General features: G+C 61.9%; 13 protein-coding genes and 2 pseudogenes. 3 read left to right on the top strand and 12 right to left on the bottom strand.

Translation table 11 applies throughout. The features are described from left to right. The first annotated feature begins 111 nt into the window (after positions 1-111). Complete coding sequence (locus LPA45_RS34235; RefSeq protein ID WP_376790704.1) at positions 112-240, top strand: hypothetical protein; 129 nt, start codon at positions 112-114, stop codon at positions 238-240. 97 nt (positions 241-337) lie between these two features. Here the strand turns inward: LPA45_RS34235 and LPA45_RS30715 are convergent, their stop codons facing one another. Both LPA45_RS30715 and LPA45_RS30710 read right to left on the bottom strand, forming a co-directional pair. Beyond that, positions 338-1,459: a DUF2252 family protein gene (locus LPA45_RS30715; RefSeq protein ID WP_317925013.1), complete on the bottom strand. Its 1,122-nt coding sequence runs from the start codon at positions 1,457-1,459 to the stop codon at positions 338-340. Positions 1,460-2,003: 544 nt separating this feature from the next. Continuing rightward, positions 2,004-3,176, bottom strand: a complete 1,173-nt coding sequence (locus tag LPA45_RS30710) for an iron-containing alcohol dehydrogenase (protein WP_116318567.1) — start codon at positions 3,174-3,176, stop codon at positions 2,004-2,006. Positions 3,177-3,780: 604 nt separating this feature from the next. Here LPA45_RS30710 and LPA45_RS30705 point away from each other — a divergent pair. Both LPA45_RS30705 and LPA45_RS30700 read left to right on the top strand, forming a co-directional pair. Beyond that, a complete protein-coding gene (locus LPA45_RS30705) occupies positions 3,781-5,367 on the top strand; it encodes an amidohydrolase (RefSeq protein WP_367395315.1) in 1,587 nt (528 codons plus the stop codon). Between the two features lie 312 nt (positions 5,368-5,679). Next, positions 5,680-5,772: pseudogene (locus tag LPA45_RS30700) on the top strand (ABC transporter permease); the annotation flags it as partial. A 117-nt stretch (positions 5,773-5,889) separates the two neighbouring features. Here LPA45_RS30700 and LPA45_RS30695 read toward each other — a convergent pair. The 10 genes and pseudogenes from LPA45_RS30695 to LPA45_RS30650 all read right to left on the bottom strand — a co-directional run bounded on the left by LPA45_RS30695 (position 5,890) and on the right by LPA45_RS30650 (position 14,857). After that, on the bottom strand, positions 5,890-6,864 hold the full coding sequence (locus LPA45_RS30695) for an NADPH:quinone oxidoreductase family protein (RefSeq protein WP_195430937.1): 975 nt from the start codon (positions 6,862-6,864) through the stop codon (positions 5,890-5,892). 371 nt (positions 6,865-7,235) lie between these two features. Further along, a complete protein-coding gene (locus tag LPA45_RS30690) occupies positions 7,236-8,015 on the bottom strand; it encodes an SDR family oxidoreductase (protein WP_317925010.1) in 780 nt (259 codons plus the stop codon). Positions 8,016-8,131: 116 nt separating this feature from the next. After that, positions 8,132-8,348: pseudogene (locus LPA45_RS30685) on the bottom strand (SDR family NAD(P)-dependent oxidoreductase); the annotation flags it as partial. Continuing rightward, complete coding sequence (locus LPA45_RS30680) at positions 8,345-9,079, bottom strand: SDR family oxidoreductase (RefSeq protein WP_317925009.1); 735 nt, start codon at positions 9,077-9,079, stop codon at positions 8,345-8,347. The pseudogene LPA45_RS30685 and the gene LPA45_RS30680, both read right to left, overlap by 4 nt. 2 nt (positions 9,080-9,081) lie before the next feature. Beyond that, positions 9,082-9,900, bottom strand: coding sequence for an SDR family oxidoreductase (locus tag LPA45_RS30675; protein WP_317925007.1), 819 nt, complete (start codon positions 9,898-9,900; stop codon positions 9,082-9,084). 15 nt (positions 9,901-9,915) lie between these two features. Further along, entirely contained in the window at positions 9,916-10,692 is a 777-nt protein-coding gene (locus LPA45_RS30670) for an SDR family NAD(P)-dependent oxidoreductase (RefSeq protein ID WP_317925006.1), read from the bottom strand. Further along, complete coding sequence (locus LPA45_RS30665) at positions 10,689-11,093, bottom strand: Zn-ribbon domain-containing OB-fold protein (RefSeq protein ID WP_367395314.1); 405 nt, start codon at positions 11,091-11,093, stop codon at positions 10,689-10,691. Before LPA45_RS30665 ends, LPA45_RS30670 begins: the two co-directional genes overlap by 4 nt. A 4-nt stretch (positions 11,094-11,097) precedes the next feature. Continuing rightward, positions 11,098-12,264, bottom strand: coding sequence for a thiolase domain-containing protein (locus tag LPA45_RS30660; protein WP_317925005.1), 1,167 nt, complete (start codon positions 12,262-12,264; stop codon positions 11,098-11,100). 11 nt (positions 12,265-12,275) lie between these two features. Then, positions 12,276-13,838 (bottom strand): AMP-binding protein, encoded by a 1,563-nt coding sequence (locus LPA45_RS30655; protein WP_317925004.1) that lies wholly within the window; start codon positions 13,836-13,838, stop codon positions 12,276-12,278. 8 nt (positions 13,839-13,846) lie between these two features. After that, positions 13,847-14,857 (bottom strand): tripartite tricarboxylate transporter substrate binding protein, encoded by a 1,011-nt coding sequence (locus LPA45_RS30650; protein WP_317925003.1) that lies wholly within the window; start codon positions 14,855-14,857, stop codon positions 13,847-13,849. Between the last annotated feature and the right edge of the window lie 48 nt (positions 14,858-14,905).

Here is a 14,905-nt window from a genome sequence, read left to right as displayed (position 1 = left end):
TGACAGCCACTTCCTAGCCAAGCGCGAAAAGGTGGTACGCGACAGTTTCACGATGCCGAAGTCGGACTACCAGAAGATCGCTGAACGAAGGGGCGCTGTCTGGAGGGTGGCGTGCGCAACAAGAAGAGCGAAATTCTGCGTGCTGGGTTGTTGCTGCTGACCGAGAGGTCGCCGAAGGAGTTGCTGGCGGCAATCAGGAAGCTCGAAGCCGTGAAAACGGGGCGTCCGCCGAAGGCTTAACACCCGCCTCCCCCGCTCAAATCTCGGCGGTCAATGCCGATACCATACAGTTGCGCGGCGGCACGACCTTGACGTCCAAAAGGGAAGCGGGCGGTTGTCATTGGCCCCGTTTGTGCGCCTTCCTATGTGGCCTACGGTCGGACTGCCGCGGTGAATCGGAAGGCACGAGGGTTCGCCAGGTGTCGTAGTCTTCGAGGACGCTGGCCGTTGAGCGCGCGGTGCAGTCGAGCAGCCATCCCTTGGGCTGGCTGCGCAGATGCGTCAGCACTTCGGATACGCGCCTATGCGCGGCATGGATCGACCCAACGTCGCGCCCCATTGCCTCCAACAACTGTGGCCCCCTTCCCGCCTTCGCAACATCATCGATGTCGAGCTTGCGGCTGTCTGGTCCGATGCGCCGCAGAATGAAGCTGTCGCAAATCTGAAGAAAGGGATCTGGGGAACGGTATGCGCCGTTTGCTACGTCAATAAATCGTGAGGCCTTCGTCTTTCGGTTGTTAGCCCAGTACCAGCTCGACGGCACCAGTGCCTTAGCCTCGCGGACGATCGCCCCACCTTGCCAGTTCGCCATAGCGCAATACCTGGGACGGCCGAGACCTCCACCGCCACGCCGCCTCGGCGCGACCCATTCCAGCGTGGCTCCCCGGGGTAGGCTTCGCTCGAACATTCGTACGATTCCGCGCGGCGGATTCACATGCTCCAAATTCTCCAGGGATTGCCAGAATTCCTGAGGTTTGTCGATGAGCTCCCACATCAGCTTGCCAAACCACGGAAAGCCCTGTTCAAGCAAGACCGGCCTTGGCTGCTGGATACCGTTTACGTAGCCTTCGAGAATGGCCGCACAAACATCTGGCGCAGGAGACTCGCGCCGCTGTGCCAAGGTCGCGCTGGTTGCCAACCGCACCAAATCCAATGAATAAGGCATGATTGCAGCGTCGTCGAAATCGTTGACACCCCATACCTGCCGTCCTTCTGCATCACGCCAGGTACCGAAGTTCTCGACATGGCAATCGCCAATAGCTAGCACGGACGGAGCGTCGAGGCAGTCGGCCGCGAAACGTAAAGCACCCTTTGCCCAACGGAAATACGTCGCTCGCAGGAACGTATGTGCGTCCTTCCGCATGCGCTCGTGCTTGAAAAGCAGGTCGCCTTCTACGACATCGCACTGATGACGCAGCCATTCCTCGTACCCCACAACGTCCTGCGTCAGCGGTGCCATACGATCCCCTTTGTTCAACCGAATAGATGCACCAAAAGCTTAGTTCGGGGTAAAGGCAACGCCCGTCCTCCATAAGTATGAGACCCGTTCAGTCATTCTAAAACGCGATCTAACCGTCAATAGAGTCTGACTGCTTTGATGAAACTCCGGCGTCATTTGCAAGCTTGTACAGGCACGCCCGCGAAAGCGGAATGCTCCGAAACGGGGAAGGATCGGACTAAAAGTGGTGTCGCAAACGCCAATGACAGGGACGACCCCTATAGGTGGCTCCCCGTCCGTGCAGATGCCTCCAACGTCGCCGCAGCGGAGAACCACTATGCTCGGCGGCGCGCCAACCTTGCCGATAAGCGCAACGTTATAGCAACTTATCGCTACGTCACTGCAATGCCGGCGCACGCCCGCCCCCATACTACGGTTCACCGTCGCCGCCGAATCTTGCGCGAACGCAACAGCAGTCGCCGGCCACAAGCGGACCTTCGGTGATGCTCCCTAAAGGTCCGCAGTCTGCCCGCCCCTCCTGCCTTCGCAGCAGGGAACATACGCATTACATCGCCGCGGCGAAGATTGCCATGACTTGCGCCAGCGTGGCCTTGCGCGGATTCGTCAGCATGCAAGCATCCTTTTGCGCATTGCTTGCCATCACTTCATGGTCGTCCGTCTTGACGCCCAGGCCTGCCAGACCCGCCGGAATGCCAATCGACGCGGAAAGGGTCCGGATCGCCGAGATTGCAGCTTTGGCGGCGTCGTGCGCGCTCAAGCCCCCAATGTTCTCGCCTAGCAGTTCGGCGATTCTCGCGTAGCGCTCCGGCGCGGCAATGAGGTTGAATTCCGACACGTGCGGCAGCAGGATCGCGTTGCACACGCCGTGGGGCAGATTGTAGAAGCCGCCGAGTTGATGGGCCATCGCGTGCACGTAACCGAGTGATGCGTTGTTGAAGGCCATGCCGGCAAGGTATTGGGCGTAGCACATCGCAGCGCGTGCTTCCATCGAGTCCCCGTTCGCGACCGCTTTGGGCAGCCATTCGGCGATCAGCGCGATCGCCTTTTCCGCACAGGCATCGGTAATTGGCGTGGCGGCGGTGGAAACGTATGCCTCGATGGCGTGAGTCAATGCGTCCATGCCGGTCGCCGCCGTCAAGGCGGGCGGCATCGCGACCATCAGGCTCGGATCGTCGATGGCGATTAACGGCGTGCAACGCCAGTCGACGATTGCCATCTTCACATGATTGCTCGAATTAGTGATGATGCAAAAGCGTGTCATTTCCGCAGCAGTGCCAGCGGTCGTGTTGATCGAAATCAGCGGCGTCATTGGCACCGTTGATTTGTCGATGCCTTCGTAGTCGCGGATATGTCCGCCTCCGGCGGAAACGAGGCCGATGCCTTTCGCGCAGTCGTGCGATGAACCGCCGCCGAGCGAAACGATGAAGTCGCATTCTTCCCGCTCGAACAACCTTGCGCCGTCGTGAACGTTAACGTCGGTGGGATTGGGCTCAGCACCCGGAAAGATGACGGCCTGGAGCCCGGCTTCGCGAATGTGCCCCGCGACGACCTCGGAGAGCCCCATCTTGTACAAGCCGGCATCCGTGACGATGAGAGCCTTCCTGGCCCCAAGTGCTTTGGCGCGAGCGCCCGTTTCGCGCGCGCAGCCCGGACCAAAGAGGGTCACGCAGGGAATGAAGAAGCTGTCGACGCGATTAGCGATGTTCAGGTGGGTCATGTCGTCTCCAAGGTCGTAATGAATATGAGGTCTCCTGTCCTCGCAAGCCTTGACGCATGAACTGTACCCGTGTCTGGCGACGTCTTTTTCAGACGCTGTCCATCAGATGCGCCTCGTGAAGTGTTGTAATTTGAATCGATGTGTTCAGTTTTGGAGCGACTGGGCGTATCCGGCAACCGCTGGATCGCCGAACTTCGGCCGTTCGCAAAATCGTGTGCGAATGACGGCAGCGGGTCGAAGGCAAGCCTTGAGAGAACCTGCTGCTCGTACGGGATCAGCTTCGGCCCGCTGACAGCATCGCCGGCATGACCACTGGCACCATAGATCGTCGTCTTCTGGATCTACGAGCGCCTCCCGCTCTTGAGCTAGGCTGGCCTGCCCACCCCTGATTCCGGGAGGGTACTGCAAGCAGAACCGAGGTCAAGCACAAGGACAAGGGAGGAGATACCGGACTATGAGAACGACAACGAAGATGCGGTCCATCAGATGCGCCCTGACAGTGGCACTTGCGGCGGGCGGCGTCACAGGGCCGTCGATCTGCGCTGCCGTGGAAAATTCGGCCACGAATGCAGACGCGATTTACCTCAATGGCAGAGTACTGACGGTGGACGCCGGCAACCGCACCGCGGAAGCAGTAGCCGTACGCGACGGCCGCATCCAGGCGGTAGGACGCAGGAGCGACATCGAGGCACTGGCCGGGGCAGGCACCAGGGTGGTCGATCTGAAGGGGAAAACCTTGATTCCCGGCTTCGTCGACGCGCACAGCCATTTCCTGGCGACGGGTACCGCGGAGGCATTCTCCGTTGACCTGAGCAGTGCCCCCGTGGGCACCGTCAAGAACATCGACGAGATCGTCGCGCGCCTGAAGCGCAAGGCCGAAATCACGCCCAAGGGAGAATGGATCCTCGGCCACGGCTATGACGACACCCTGGTCACGGAGAAACGGCACCCGACCCGAGCCGACCTGGACCGGGTATCCGCCGATCATCCGATCTTCGTTCGCCACGTCTCGGGCCACTTTGCCGTTGCCAACAGCAAGGCCCTGGAACTGGCGCAGATCACCAGGGACACCCCGAATCCGCAGGGTGGCGAATTCCGGCGCGATGCCGCCACGGGCGAACTGAATGGCGTACTGGAGGAGACCCCCGCGCTGGCGCCGGTGGCGGCCAGGATACCGACGCCGAGCCGCGAGAAGAATCTCGAGGCGATCCGCAAGGCCACCGACATCTACTCGGCCAAAGGCGTGACGACAGCGCAAGACGGCGCCCTCGGGAATCCCAGGCTGCTGGGCATGGTCCAGGAGGCGGCCGCGCAGGGGCAACTGCCGATCCGCCTGGTACTCTGGCCCACCGCTCCTGTCGCCAAGGCGCTGATCGAAGGCAAGGCCGAGTTCCGCTCACCGGATCCGCAACTGCTCAGGATCGGTGCCACCAAGCTTTTCGATGACGGCTCGATCCAGGGCTATACCGGCTACCTGAGCCAGCCATACCACGTGCACGCGCCCGGCAAGGATCACGCCTATCACGGCTACCCCACCATGCCGCGCGAACAGCTTGCCGCGCTGGTGCTCGAGCAACACAAAGCAGGTCGGCAGATCGCCATCCACGGCAACGGCGATGCCGCCATTGACGACATCCTGTTCGCTTTCAGCGAAGCACAGAAGGCCTTCCCCCGTGCCGACGCGCGCCACATCATCGTCCACGCACAGACGGCGCGCGACGACCAGCTCGACAGGATGAAGGCACTGGGCGTGATCCCGACTTTCTTTGTCCTGCATACCTACTACTGGGGTGACCGGCACCGCGACGTCTTCCTCGGGCCGCAGCGCGCCATGCGCATCAGCCCGGCGGAATCCGCGCTCAAGCGGGGGCTGCGGTTCACCATCCACACTGACACACCCGTGGTACCGATGGATGCGCTGCGCCTGATGTGGTCGGCGGCCAACCGGATTTCGAGCAGCGGCAAGGTGATCGGGGCGTCGGAACGCATCAGTCCCACCCAGGCGCTGCGCGCGGTCACCATCGACGCTGCATGGCAGGCATTCGAGGAGAACAGCCGCGGCTCGATCGAACCGGGCAAGCTCGCGGATTTCGCCATCCTGTCCGCCAGCCCGCTGGAGGAACCGGCACGGATCAAGGATATCCAGGTGCTCGAGACCATCGTGGGAGGGAAGACCGTCTTTTCACGGTGAGGGAATGGCCTAGGCCTTACACCTGCCCTGCTGCCAGGCCGTCTGCACTGCCTGTGCCGCGGGCGCTCGCCTGCCGCGAAGCACGTCGTTCGAGCCAGCCCAGGCCAGCACTTTTTTGGCCCCTTCCGGCCAGCCCCGGTCATTCGCACCCACCTAGGCGAGTGGCCGCAGTGGCTTCGACACCGGACCATTGCGATAAGGCGCCATTCACACCCGCCTTGGAACGTGGCATTATCCGTACGAACCAAATAGAGATTCCGTACGCGACGACCATTTGCGCGATGGGGGACGGGAGGGGTGAGCACGTAACCGGGTTCGGCGCGGGGCATCGGCTACCTCGTACTGCAAGCAGAGGACACGTTCGATATCTACACGATGTTCGCCAGCATCGTCGTGCTGACGGCGCTGCTCGATGTGACCGCGAGAAGTGGCTGACGACGTCCGGCAACACACAGACGCCGTCATTTCCTGACGAGGGTGTCTCCCCCTCCCCTCGTCGCGGGAACACGGAGCACAGTGGCATCACGGCGTGATGACGATCTTCCCCGTCACCTTGCGCGCTTCCATATCCTTCAACGCCTGCGGTGCCTGTTCCAGCGGATAGCGCATCGAGATATGCGGGCGGATCTTGCCTTCCTCCATCCAGCCCAACATCTGCGCCATACTGCCCTGGTTGGTCTTCGGCTCGCGGCGCGCGAACTCGCCATAGAACACGCCCACCAGGGACGCCCCCTTGAGCAACGCCAGATTCAGCGGCATCTTCGGAATCTCGCCATTGGCAAAACCGACCACAAGGTAGCGGCCGCGCCAGGCGATGGACCGGAATGCCGGTTCGGCATAGACGCCGCCCACCGGGTCGTAGATCACGTCCGGACCCTTGCCGTTGGTCAGGGCCTTGATACGCTCGCGCAGGTCTTCGGTGGTGTAGTTAATCACGGCGTCCGCACCGTGTTCCTTGCACACCGCGAGCTTTTCATCGGTGGATGCCGCGGCAATCACGCGCGCGCCGATCGCCTTGCCGATTTCAATAGCTGCCAACCCGACACCGCCGGCCGCGCCAAGCACCAGCATGGTTTCGCCGGCCGTGAGCTCGCCGCGGTCCACCACCGCATGGTGGGAGGTACCGTAGGTCAGTGTGAAGGCAGCAGCCACGTCGAAGTCGATGCCGGGTGGCATCGGCACCACGCCCTTGGCGGGCGCCTTGGCTTGCGTCGCGAATGCGCCATTGCTCAGGTAGGCGATGACCTTGTCGCCCGCTTTCACATGTGTGACACCGGCGCCCACGGCGTTGACCACGCCGGCCAGCTCGGAGCCCGGCGAGAACGGCAGTTCGGGCTTGACCTGGTACTTGTTCTGGATTACGAGCACGTCGGGGAAATTCACGCCGGCGGCCTTAACGTCGATGACGACTTCACCTTCGCCCGGCACCAGGTCGGGCAATGTCTCCAGCGAGAGGGAATCGGGGGGGCCCCAGGCTTTGCACAATACGGCTTTCATCTTGTCTCCCATACGTGAAGTAGTCTTGCCGTTGCATGCGCGGCAGAACTGTGACATAAATTTAGAAGTGACGCGGCGGCGACGACTAAGAGAGCACCCCCCGTACGTTTTTATTGCTCCTTAGAGCCTCGCGACGCAAGGAGTGGGGACTCCCTATCCGCCAGAGTCCGAATGCAGGAGGCTATGCCCTACGACGAGGCCGTTTATGGCAGAGCCTGTCGATCATATGAATAGCGCCTCGCGAGACTGGATCCCCTAAGACGCGGTGGCAAGCGCCTGATTGATCTTGCAAACCATGATGAAAGGGTCGACACCTCTCAATTCTGTCAGTCCTTTTTTTGATCGTTATGGTTCAAAATGTCCCGTTCGGATCAGGCGGCCACATATTTGAGCCAGCGCCCGCCATCCACGATGAGGTTCTCACCGGTGACGTATCCGCCCAGATCGGAAGCGAGGAAGACTGCGGCGTTGGCGATGTCCTGCTTGCGGCCGAAGCGGCCCAACGCAGTCTTCCTGGCTTCGAGGTCGCCATTGCCTGCGTCGATATACATCCGCTGCACACCCTCCGTATCGCCGATGGGGCCGGGAGAGATTGTGTTGACGCGGATGTTGTCGCCACCCCATTCCACCGCGAGCGTGCGGGACAGCGAGAGGATGCCGCCCTTTGCTGCGGAGGCATGGGCTGAACCCGGCCAACCCGTGACGCCCAGCATCGTGATGATGCTGATGATGGAGCCGCCGTGCGGTGACGCCTTCAGATACGCGTAGGCGGCATGACAGCCGTGAAAAGTCCCGTTCAGATCGATATCGATCACCGTGCGCCATCCGTTGGGCGAGAGTTCCGCCGTCGGGCAGACAAAATTGCCCGCCGCATTGTTCACCAGGATGTCCAGCGTCCCGAACCTCTCCACGGTGGTCTCGACGGCTGCCTTGACCTCTTCGTAGCTGCGCACGTCCACCTTGAGCGCTGCGGCTTTTCCGCCTTCATCAACGATAGCCTTCGCAGCGGCCTCGACGCGCTCTTGGTTGCGGCCGACCAGCATTACGTTCGCACCCAGCCGCGCATACGTCGTGGCGATTTCCAGTCCGATGCCGGTACCGCCGCCGGTGATAAGGGCAGTGCGGCCCTTCAGAGGGTCATTCGAATACATGAGAGTTTCTCCGTAGGTTGCGCCTCAACTGAACCAACCGGGCGCGAGAGGGTCAAGCTCGCCCGCGCCTTTAACCATTGCCCTCTAAGTCATTCCACGATTACATCGTCGTTCAGTTCAGCGAAGTCTGGCGCCGTGACACTACCCACGCAAACGACGGCGTGGCCGCCAAGCTTCTATCAGCGCCACCGTTTCGCGTGCAGGTTCGGCGCCCAGGTCGTTGTTAGCCAGCCTCGCCCCTTCGCTGGCGAGCTAGAGCGCCACCGCTTACCCCACGCCATGACCGGAACCGGTGATCAACGCCACCTCACCGTCGAGCTTTTCCGTCGTCATGTGGCCAGTCCTACGGTCATTCCACCGCATACGTAAATCACCTGACCGGTCGTGAAACCGGCTCGCGCATCAAGCAGTCCGCTGACCATATGCGCTACCTCTGCCGGCTCACCCATGCGGCGCACGGGAATCGCGTCGACGATGCGCGTCGTCGCGGGCGCGCCCGCTGGATTGACGCGCTGAAACAACTCGGTAGCGATCGGCCCTGGCCCAATAGCGTTCACCGTGACGCATTCTGCAGCCAGTTCGAGCGCCAGCGTCCTCGTCAGTCCGTGCAAGCCGGCCTTAGTGGCCGAATAGGCAATGCGTTCGCTCTTCCCCAGCGCGGCGCGACTCGATATGTTGACGATGCGGCCAAACTTCGCCTCGCGCATGGCGGGCAGCACCGCCTGCACGCAGGTGATAACCGCGGTTAGATTTACCGCCACCACCGCCTGAAGGTCCGAGGCGGTGACCACATCAATGGCGGCAGGGCGAACGATTCCCGCGTTGTTCACCAGCCGCGTAATATGCCGGCCGGAAGTCGCCTTAAGAAGCGCCTCGCGAAGTGAATCCGGATTTGCGAGATCCGCCTCCACATAAGTCTCGCCTGGGAGCACGTGGGTGGGGCGCGCGATGTCCAGGTTGATGACATCATAGCCATCCTCAAGGAGCCGCTCGATGGTAGCTCGCCCGATGCCGTTCGAGCCGCCAGTTACCAGCACCGAACCCTCTTGGTGTCGATTTGCCATAGTTAGATGAACTTTCCGGTGATCCCACCGTCGACCATCAACTCGGTACCGGTGATGTAGGCAGCGGCGTCCGATACGAGGAAGGCGCACGCATTAGCCACGTCCCATGCGGTGCCCATGCGACCCACTGGTACCTGTCGGGCGCGCTCCTGCCTGGCTCGATCGAAATTCTCCGCGTCGTACATCTTTGCCACTGTGCTGGCAATCCGCGGGGTGTCGATCAATCCGGGAACCACCGTGTTGGCACGGATACCGTCGGCCGCGTATTCGTGGGCTACCAGTCGGATGTATTGCTCCGTGGCCGCCTTCGTCACGCCATACGCCAGGTGCGGATACCCGAGATAACGACGCCCTGCGATGGATGAGATGGCGACGATGGCCCCGCGACGCCGTTCTTTCATGGCTGGCAGCACCGCTTGCGCGCACAGCAGCAGGCCGCCAACGTTGATTCCATTGATGCGCGCCATGTCGGCCGCGCTTGTTTCCATCGCGCCACCTACCTTGCCGATGCCAACGTTGTAGTGCAGCACATCCACAGCGCCAAATGCATCGCGCGCCTCGCCAAAGAGTCGCACGACATCCTGCTCAAGCGCCACGTCTCCGAAAAGGGCAATCGCACGGCCGCCCTCCGCTTCGATCAGCCGCAATGTCTCGCGGGCAGAGGTTTCGTCGAGGTCAACAACCGATACGCTCGCGCCCAGGCGTGCATACAACACCGACGCGGCGCGTCCGATGCTCCAACCGGGTCCGGCCGAACCGCCACCTGCAACGAACACATGCCGACCATCGAGGCGCAGCGGCATCGGAAGATCTGCTTCCATGACTTTCCCCCTCACTTAACGAGGCTGCATGCGGATCGCCCCATCCAACCGGATGGTTTCACCGTTCAGCATTTCGTTCTCGAGCAACTGGACCACCAGCTTTGCAAACTCCTCGGGCTGCCCCAGCCTCGCAGGAAACGGCACGGAGGCAGCGAGACCCGCCTTCACCTTCTCCGGCACCCTTGCGAGCAGCGGCGTGTCGAAGAGCCCCGGCGCAATCGTATTGACGCGAATGCCGCGCTGCGCAAGATCGCGCGCCGCCACAAGCGTCATGCCCACGATGGCGGCCTTGCCGGCGCTGTACGGGATCTGGCCAATCTGGCCTTCGAAGGCCGCAACAGACGCTGTCAGCACGCAAGCACCGCGTTCGCCGCTCTCGTTGTGCGGTGCGGTCTTGGCAATCTCTGCAGCAGCCAGGCGCAAGACATTGAAAGTACCGATGACGTTAAGCTGGATCACTTCGGCAAAGCTGGACAGGGAGCCCGGCGAGCCATCTTTCTCGACCAGACGGACCGGTGCGCCACGTCCGGCACAATGCACCAGCCAGCGAAACGGCGCGGCTTCGCTCGCTTGCGCTAGAGCGCGGCGCACGTCGTCTTCTTCCAGGACATTCCCGGGGACAAAGGAGGCCGTTGGCCCGAGGTGGTCGCACACCTCGGCGCCGCGCGATGACGGCAGGTCAAGGATAACGACATTCGCGCCGCCCTTGACCAATGCGGAGGCCGTAGCCAGGCCTAGGCCCGATGCACCGCCCGTGATGAGCGCAGAAGTATTCAGGAACGGTTGATTCATCGTGCCGTCTCCGCAGTAAAGGTTGGGGCGTTACGGCCTTCATCGGTGCGCCGGAAGGCCACTCGGACCGGCATGCCGATCCGCATGTCGTTATCGTCGATCTCGACGAGGTTGGTCAGCATGGTGGCACCTTCCTCCAGTTGAACGTACGCCACCGTATAGGGCTGAGCCGCGCGCCTCAAGGTGGAGAACGCGTAGACTGTGCCGCGCCCGCTGAGCGGCTTCCACTCAGTATGATCGCTGCCGCAGAACGGGCAGATCGCGCGTGGGTACCAATGCAACTTGCCGCAATCACTACAGGCTTTTCCCAGCAACACGCCTTCCTCGGCGGCGCGCCAGAATGGCAGGCTCTCAGGGTTAGCAGCGACGTACGGATCTTCTTGAAACGATTTCAGTGTCATGATGTCACTCCCTTTCGAGGATCAACGCCGAGTACGCATGCCCACCGCCGAGCACCAGGCCAGGCCCACTTGCCATCGCGATGGAACAGTCCGGTACCTGGACCTTCGGATGGGCTTCACCTCGCAATTGCCTGACGGCCTCAATGACTTTGGTGACGCCGCCGCGATTCTGCGGATGGTTATTGCACAGACCGCCGCCATCGGTGTTCCAAGGCAGTGCACCCTTGCCGGAAATCAGATTGCCGTCGGCCACGAACGCACCGCCCTGCCCTTTCTTGCAGAAGCCGAGGTCTTCCAGTTGCATGATCACCATGATGGTGAAATTGTCGTAAATCGACGCATACTGGATGTCCTTCGGCTGGACGCCTGCCTGCGCAAAGGCTTCCTTGCCGGCCTTCGTGGCGCCAGTGACGGTCAGGTCGACCATGCCCCCCTGATTGGTGTTCACCGTTTCCCCGGTGCCGAGTACCTTGACCAGGGGCCGCTTCAGCGAACGCGCCACCGCCGCGCTCGTGACTACGAGTGCCCCGCCGCCGTCGGTGACCACGCAGCAATCCATCTTATGTAGCGGATCGGCTATGATGCCTGACGCCAATACGTCTTCTACCGTCACAAGCTTCGGCAGGAAGGCCTGGGGGTTGTGCTGCGCATGGGTCGATGCGGCCACCTTGACCCACGCCATCTGCTCCGCCGTAGTGCCGAACTCGTGCATATGGCGCTGCGCTGCCATCCCATAAATCGTAGCGATCGTCCATTGGCTCCCGCTGTCCCAGACAGCTTCAGGCCGGTCCGGGCTCAATGGGCGTGGCTTGATGCCTACCGACTGGCCGGTGCTGCGAGGGCGCCCCGCCATGGTGATCAGTGCTACCGAACATTTTCCCACCGCGATGGCGGCGGCGGCGTGCGACACCAGCGAGATGTAAGAGCATCCGCCAAGCTCCGTGCTGTCGAGCCAGCGCAACCGTAGGTTCAGGTAGTCGGCCATCAGCAATGGAGTGCCGCCCGGCACATCGCCCGCGCAGAAATAGCCGTCGACATCGGCAAGCGTGAGCCCCGCGTCGGCGAGGGCACCCTTGGCGCATTCGGCGTGGAGCTGGGCGACGGACTTGTCCGGCGCGTGCCGAGTCGGATGCTCGTAGGCGCCACAGATATAGGCTTGGGTTTCGTTCATGGCAAGACTCTTCAATGGACAGAACGCTGGCCTGCGTTCCAGTGGAGCGACCGCAACGCCTTCTTGTCGATCTTGCCGAGAGCTGTAAGCGGCAACGCGTCAATGAATTGCACGCGCTTGGGGGTAGCCACGGCACCCTTGGCCTCGCGCACCGTTGCGGCAATCTCTTCTTCCGACAACTGGCAGCCATCCTTCAGTTGCACATAGGCCATGACCAGCTCGCCCCACTTTTCATCGGGAACGCCTATCACGGCTGCCGAAGCCACCGATGGATGCGCGCAGATCGCGTCCTCGATTTCCTTCGGATACACGTTGAACCCGCCTGAGATGATCATGTCCTTCTTGCGGTCGACGATGTAGTAGAGACCGTCAACGTCCTTGTAGGCAATATCGCCAGTGTGAAGCCAGCCGCCCTTCAATGCCGATGCCGTTTCCGTCGGATTGTTGAGATACCCAGACATCAGCAGCGGTCCGCGCACGCACACCTCGCCACGCTCGCCAGCCGGCACCTCGACGCCCTCTGCATCAAGCAGGCAAACGCGCATCAGAGGCGACGGGCGCCCCGCAGACGCCAGTTGAGCGTCGCTCAGACCCGAATGATCCTGTTTGCCCATGATCAGAATCGAGTTGGGCGACTCCGTCTGCCCGTAGCTTTGGATCAGGATCGGGCCCAGAAGATTCAGCGCCTGCCGGATGCGCGAAGGCGAGGTGGGCGCTGCACTGTAGATCAGCGAATGGAACTTGGACCAATCGACCTCATACACGCGCTCGCTATCCAGCAGCGCGTACAGCATGGTCGGCACCAACCAGGTCACGTTGCAGCCGTACCTGTTGATCGTGTCAATCACGCCGCCGGCGGAGAAGCTACGCATGAGCGTTACGCAGCCACCGCGCATCAGCGTGGGAACCACCAGCGATCCGGCCCCGTGCGAGATTGGCGCCACGCACAGGTATTTGATCTCCTCCGGCCATTCCTTGACAGCCAGATCGATTACCACATTGGTCGCGAGCGCGCGGTTGGACAGCATCACCCCCTTGGGGCGGCCAGTCGTTCCCCCGGTATAGGCCAGGCGAACGATGACCTCTGAATCGCCATAGGCGATGAGCGGCGCCGGCTGATAGTCATTGATGGCATCTCCCAGGTCATCGAAGCCTGGAATCTCACCCAGCGACAGCCAAGTCCGCACCTTGCCGCAGCGTTCGCGCAGCGCCATGCCGCGCGCCTCGTGATAGGCATCCACGATCAGCACGCTGGCTCCGCAATCATCGAGCACATACTCGTGGTCGGCCTCGCTGCCCATGGCGTGAAGCGTGACTGAGCGCAAGCCGCGCATATATACGGCGGCGATGATCGCGAAGACTTCGAACCGGTTGACGGCGAGCTGCGCGACAGTGTCGCCAGGTTGCAGCCCGATGCTATCGAAGTACTGTGCGATCTGGCTGATCTTCTCGCCCAGTGCCCGGTAGCTGACGGTGGCCTCGTCGTTCCGGAAGGCAATGCGATCCGGGAAGCGTTCGATCGCGGTGATGATGAGGTCCGCTACGGTGGACCCCTGGTGGGCTTCGTGAGACATGTACGTTCCTATTCAATGGTGACGTTGCCGGCCTTGATCATCCGTTCCCACTGCGGGCTGTCGGCCTTCATCTGCTGGACGAAGGCATCCGCCGGAAGCGGGGCCGGCGTCAGGCCAAGTTCCTCGATCCGCTTGATGACCGCGGGTTGCTTCAGTGCGTCCTGCAGGGCGTCCGAGATGGTTTGCTTGAGCGGCTCGGGCAGCCCCGCCGGACCCAATATGGCGTACCAGCCGATGGGTTCGAACCCGGAGAACCCCTTTTCCTTCAGGGTGGGCACTTGCGGCAGCAGGGGATTGCGCTTCTGGCCGGTACCGGCGAGGATCTTCAGCTTGTCGCTCTGCAGGTGTGCGCGCAGGGAGGAGATATCGACGACTGCGGCATCCACCTGCTTGCCCAGCAGCGCCGTGATCAATGGGGCCGACCCGGCATAGGGCACGTGGACCATGTCAAGCTGGTTGCTCACATTGAACAGCGAGCCTTGCAGATGCGCGGAACCGCCATTGCCGTTTGACCCGTAGCTGATATGCCCCTTCCTGGATTTCGCGTAGGCGACGAACTCGTCCACGTTTTGCACCGGCGTGGAGGCGGGAACAACGAGGTAGCTGGTCGATGTCGCAATCTGCGCAAGCGGCGTGAAATCCTTGAACACCGCGTAAGGCACATGCTTGTACAAGCTCGGCTCCTGGATGATCGCAGTCGTCGACACCAGCAGCGTGTAGCCGTCGGGTTTCGCACGCGCCACCATCGCGTTGCCGATCTGGCCACTCGCGCCGGGCTTGTTTTCGACGACGACGCTGGTCTTCCAGCGCTTGCTCAGTTCATTGCCAAGCATACGGGCCACGATGTCGGTGCCGCCGCCTGCAGCGAACGGGACGATGATCGTCACCGGCCGGTTTGGATAATTACCCGCCGCAGTGCCCTGCGCCGTAGCGAAGGTGGGACCCAGCGCCAGCGTCGTCGCCAGCATCAAGGCGCCTAGTGTTTGCCTGCGCCGTAGGCGCAACATTCCCATGGTCATGCTCGTCTCCAATCTAGTTATGTGCCGTCGGGCTCTACTGGTGGGGTG

Origin of the sequence: Cupriavidus sp. Agwp_2, from assembly GCF_040784895.1 — a bacterium.
Classification (GTDB): Bacteria; Pseudomonadota; Gammaproteobacteria; order Burkholderiales; family Burkholderiaceae; genus Cupriavidus.
Note: the sequence above shows the minus strand (reverse complement) of the source record. Positions and strands in the feature narration are given on the sequence as shown.

Bases quoted from the DNA above. Each gene is read 5' to 3' on its own strand.
- LPA45_RS30650 (WP_317925003.1), bottom strand. From the start codon at position 14,857: ATGACCATGGGAATGTTGCGCCTACGGCGCAGGCAAACACTAGGCGCC.
- LPA45_RS30680 (WP_317925009.1), bottom strand. From the start codon at position 9,079: ATGGCAAATCGACACCAAGAGGGTTCGGTGCTGGTAACTGGCGGCTCG.
- LPA45_RS30670 (WP_317925006.1), bottom strand. From the start codon at position 10,692: ATGAATCAACCGTTCCTGAATACTTCTGCGCTCATCACGGGCGGTGCA.
- LPA45_RS30675 (WP_317925007.1), bottom strand. From the start codon at position 9,900: ATGGAAGCAGATCTTCCGATGCCGCTGCGCCTCGATGGTCGGCATGTG.
- LPA45_RS30715 (WP_317925013.1), bottom strand. From the start codon at position 1,459: ATGGCACCGCTGACGCAGGACGTTGTGGGGTACGAGGAATGGCTGCGT.
- LPA45_RS30660 (WP_317925005.1), bottom strand. From the start codon at position 12,264: ATGAACGAAACCCAAGCCTATATCTGTGGCGCCTACGAGCATCCGACT.
- LPA45_RS30710 (WP_116318567.1), bottom strand. From the start codon at position 3,176: ATGACCCACCTGAACATCGCTAATCGCGTCGACAGCTTCTTCATTCCC.
- LPA45_RS30690 (WP_317925010.1), bottom strand. From the start codon at position 8,015: ATGTATTCGAATGACCCTCTGAAGGGCCGCACTGCCCTTATCACCGGC.
- LPA45_RS30665 (WP_367395314.1), bottom strand. From the start codon at position 11,093: ATGACACTGAAATCGTTTCAAGAAGATCCGTACGTCGCTGCTAACCCT.
- LPA45_RS30695 (WP_195430937.1), bottom strand. From the start codon at position 6,864: ATGAAAGCCGTATTGTGCAAAGCCTGGGGCCCCCCCGATTCCCTCTCG.
- LPA45_RS30655 (WP_317925004.1), bottom strand. From the start codon at position 13,838: ATGTCTCACGAAGCCCACCAGGGGTCCACCGTAGCGGACCTCATCATC.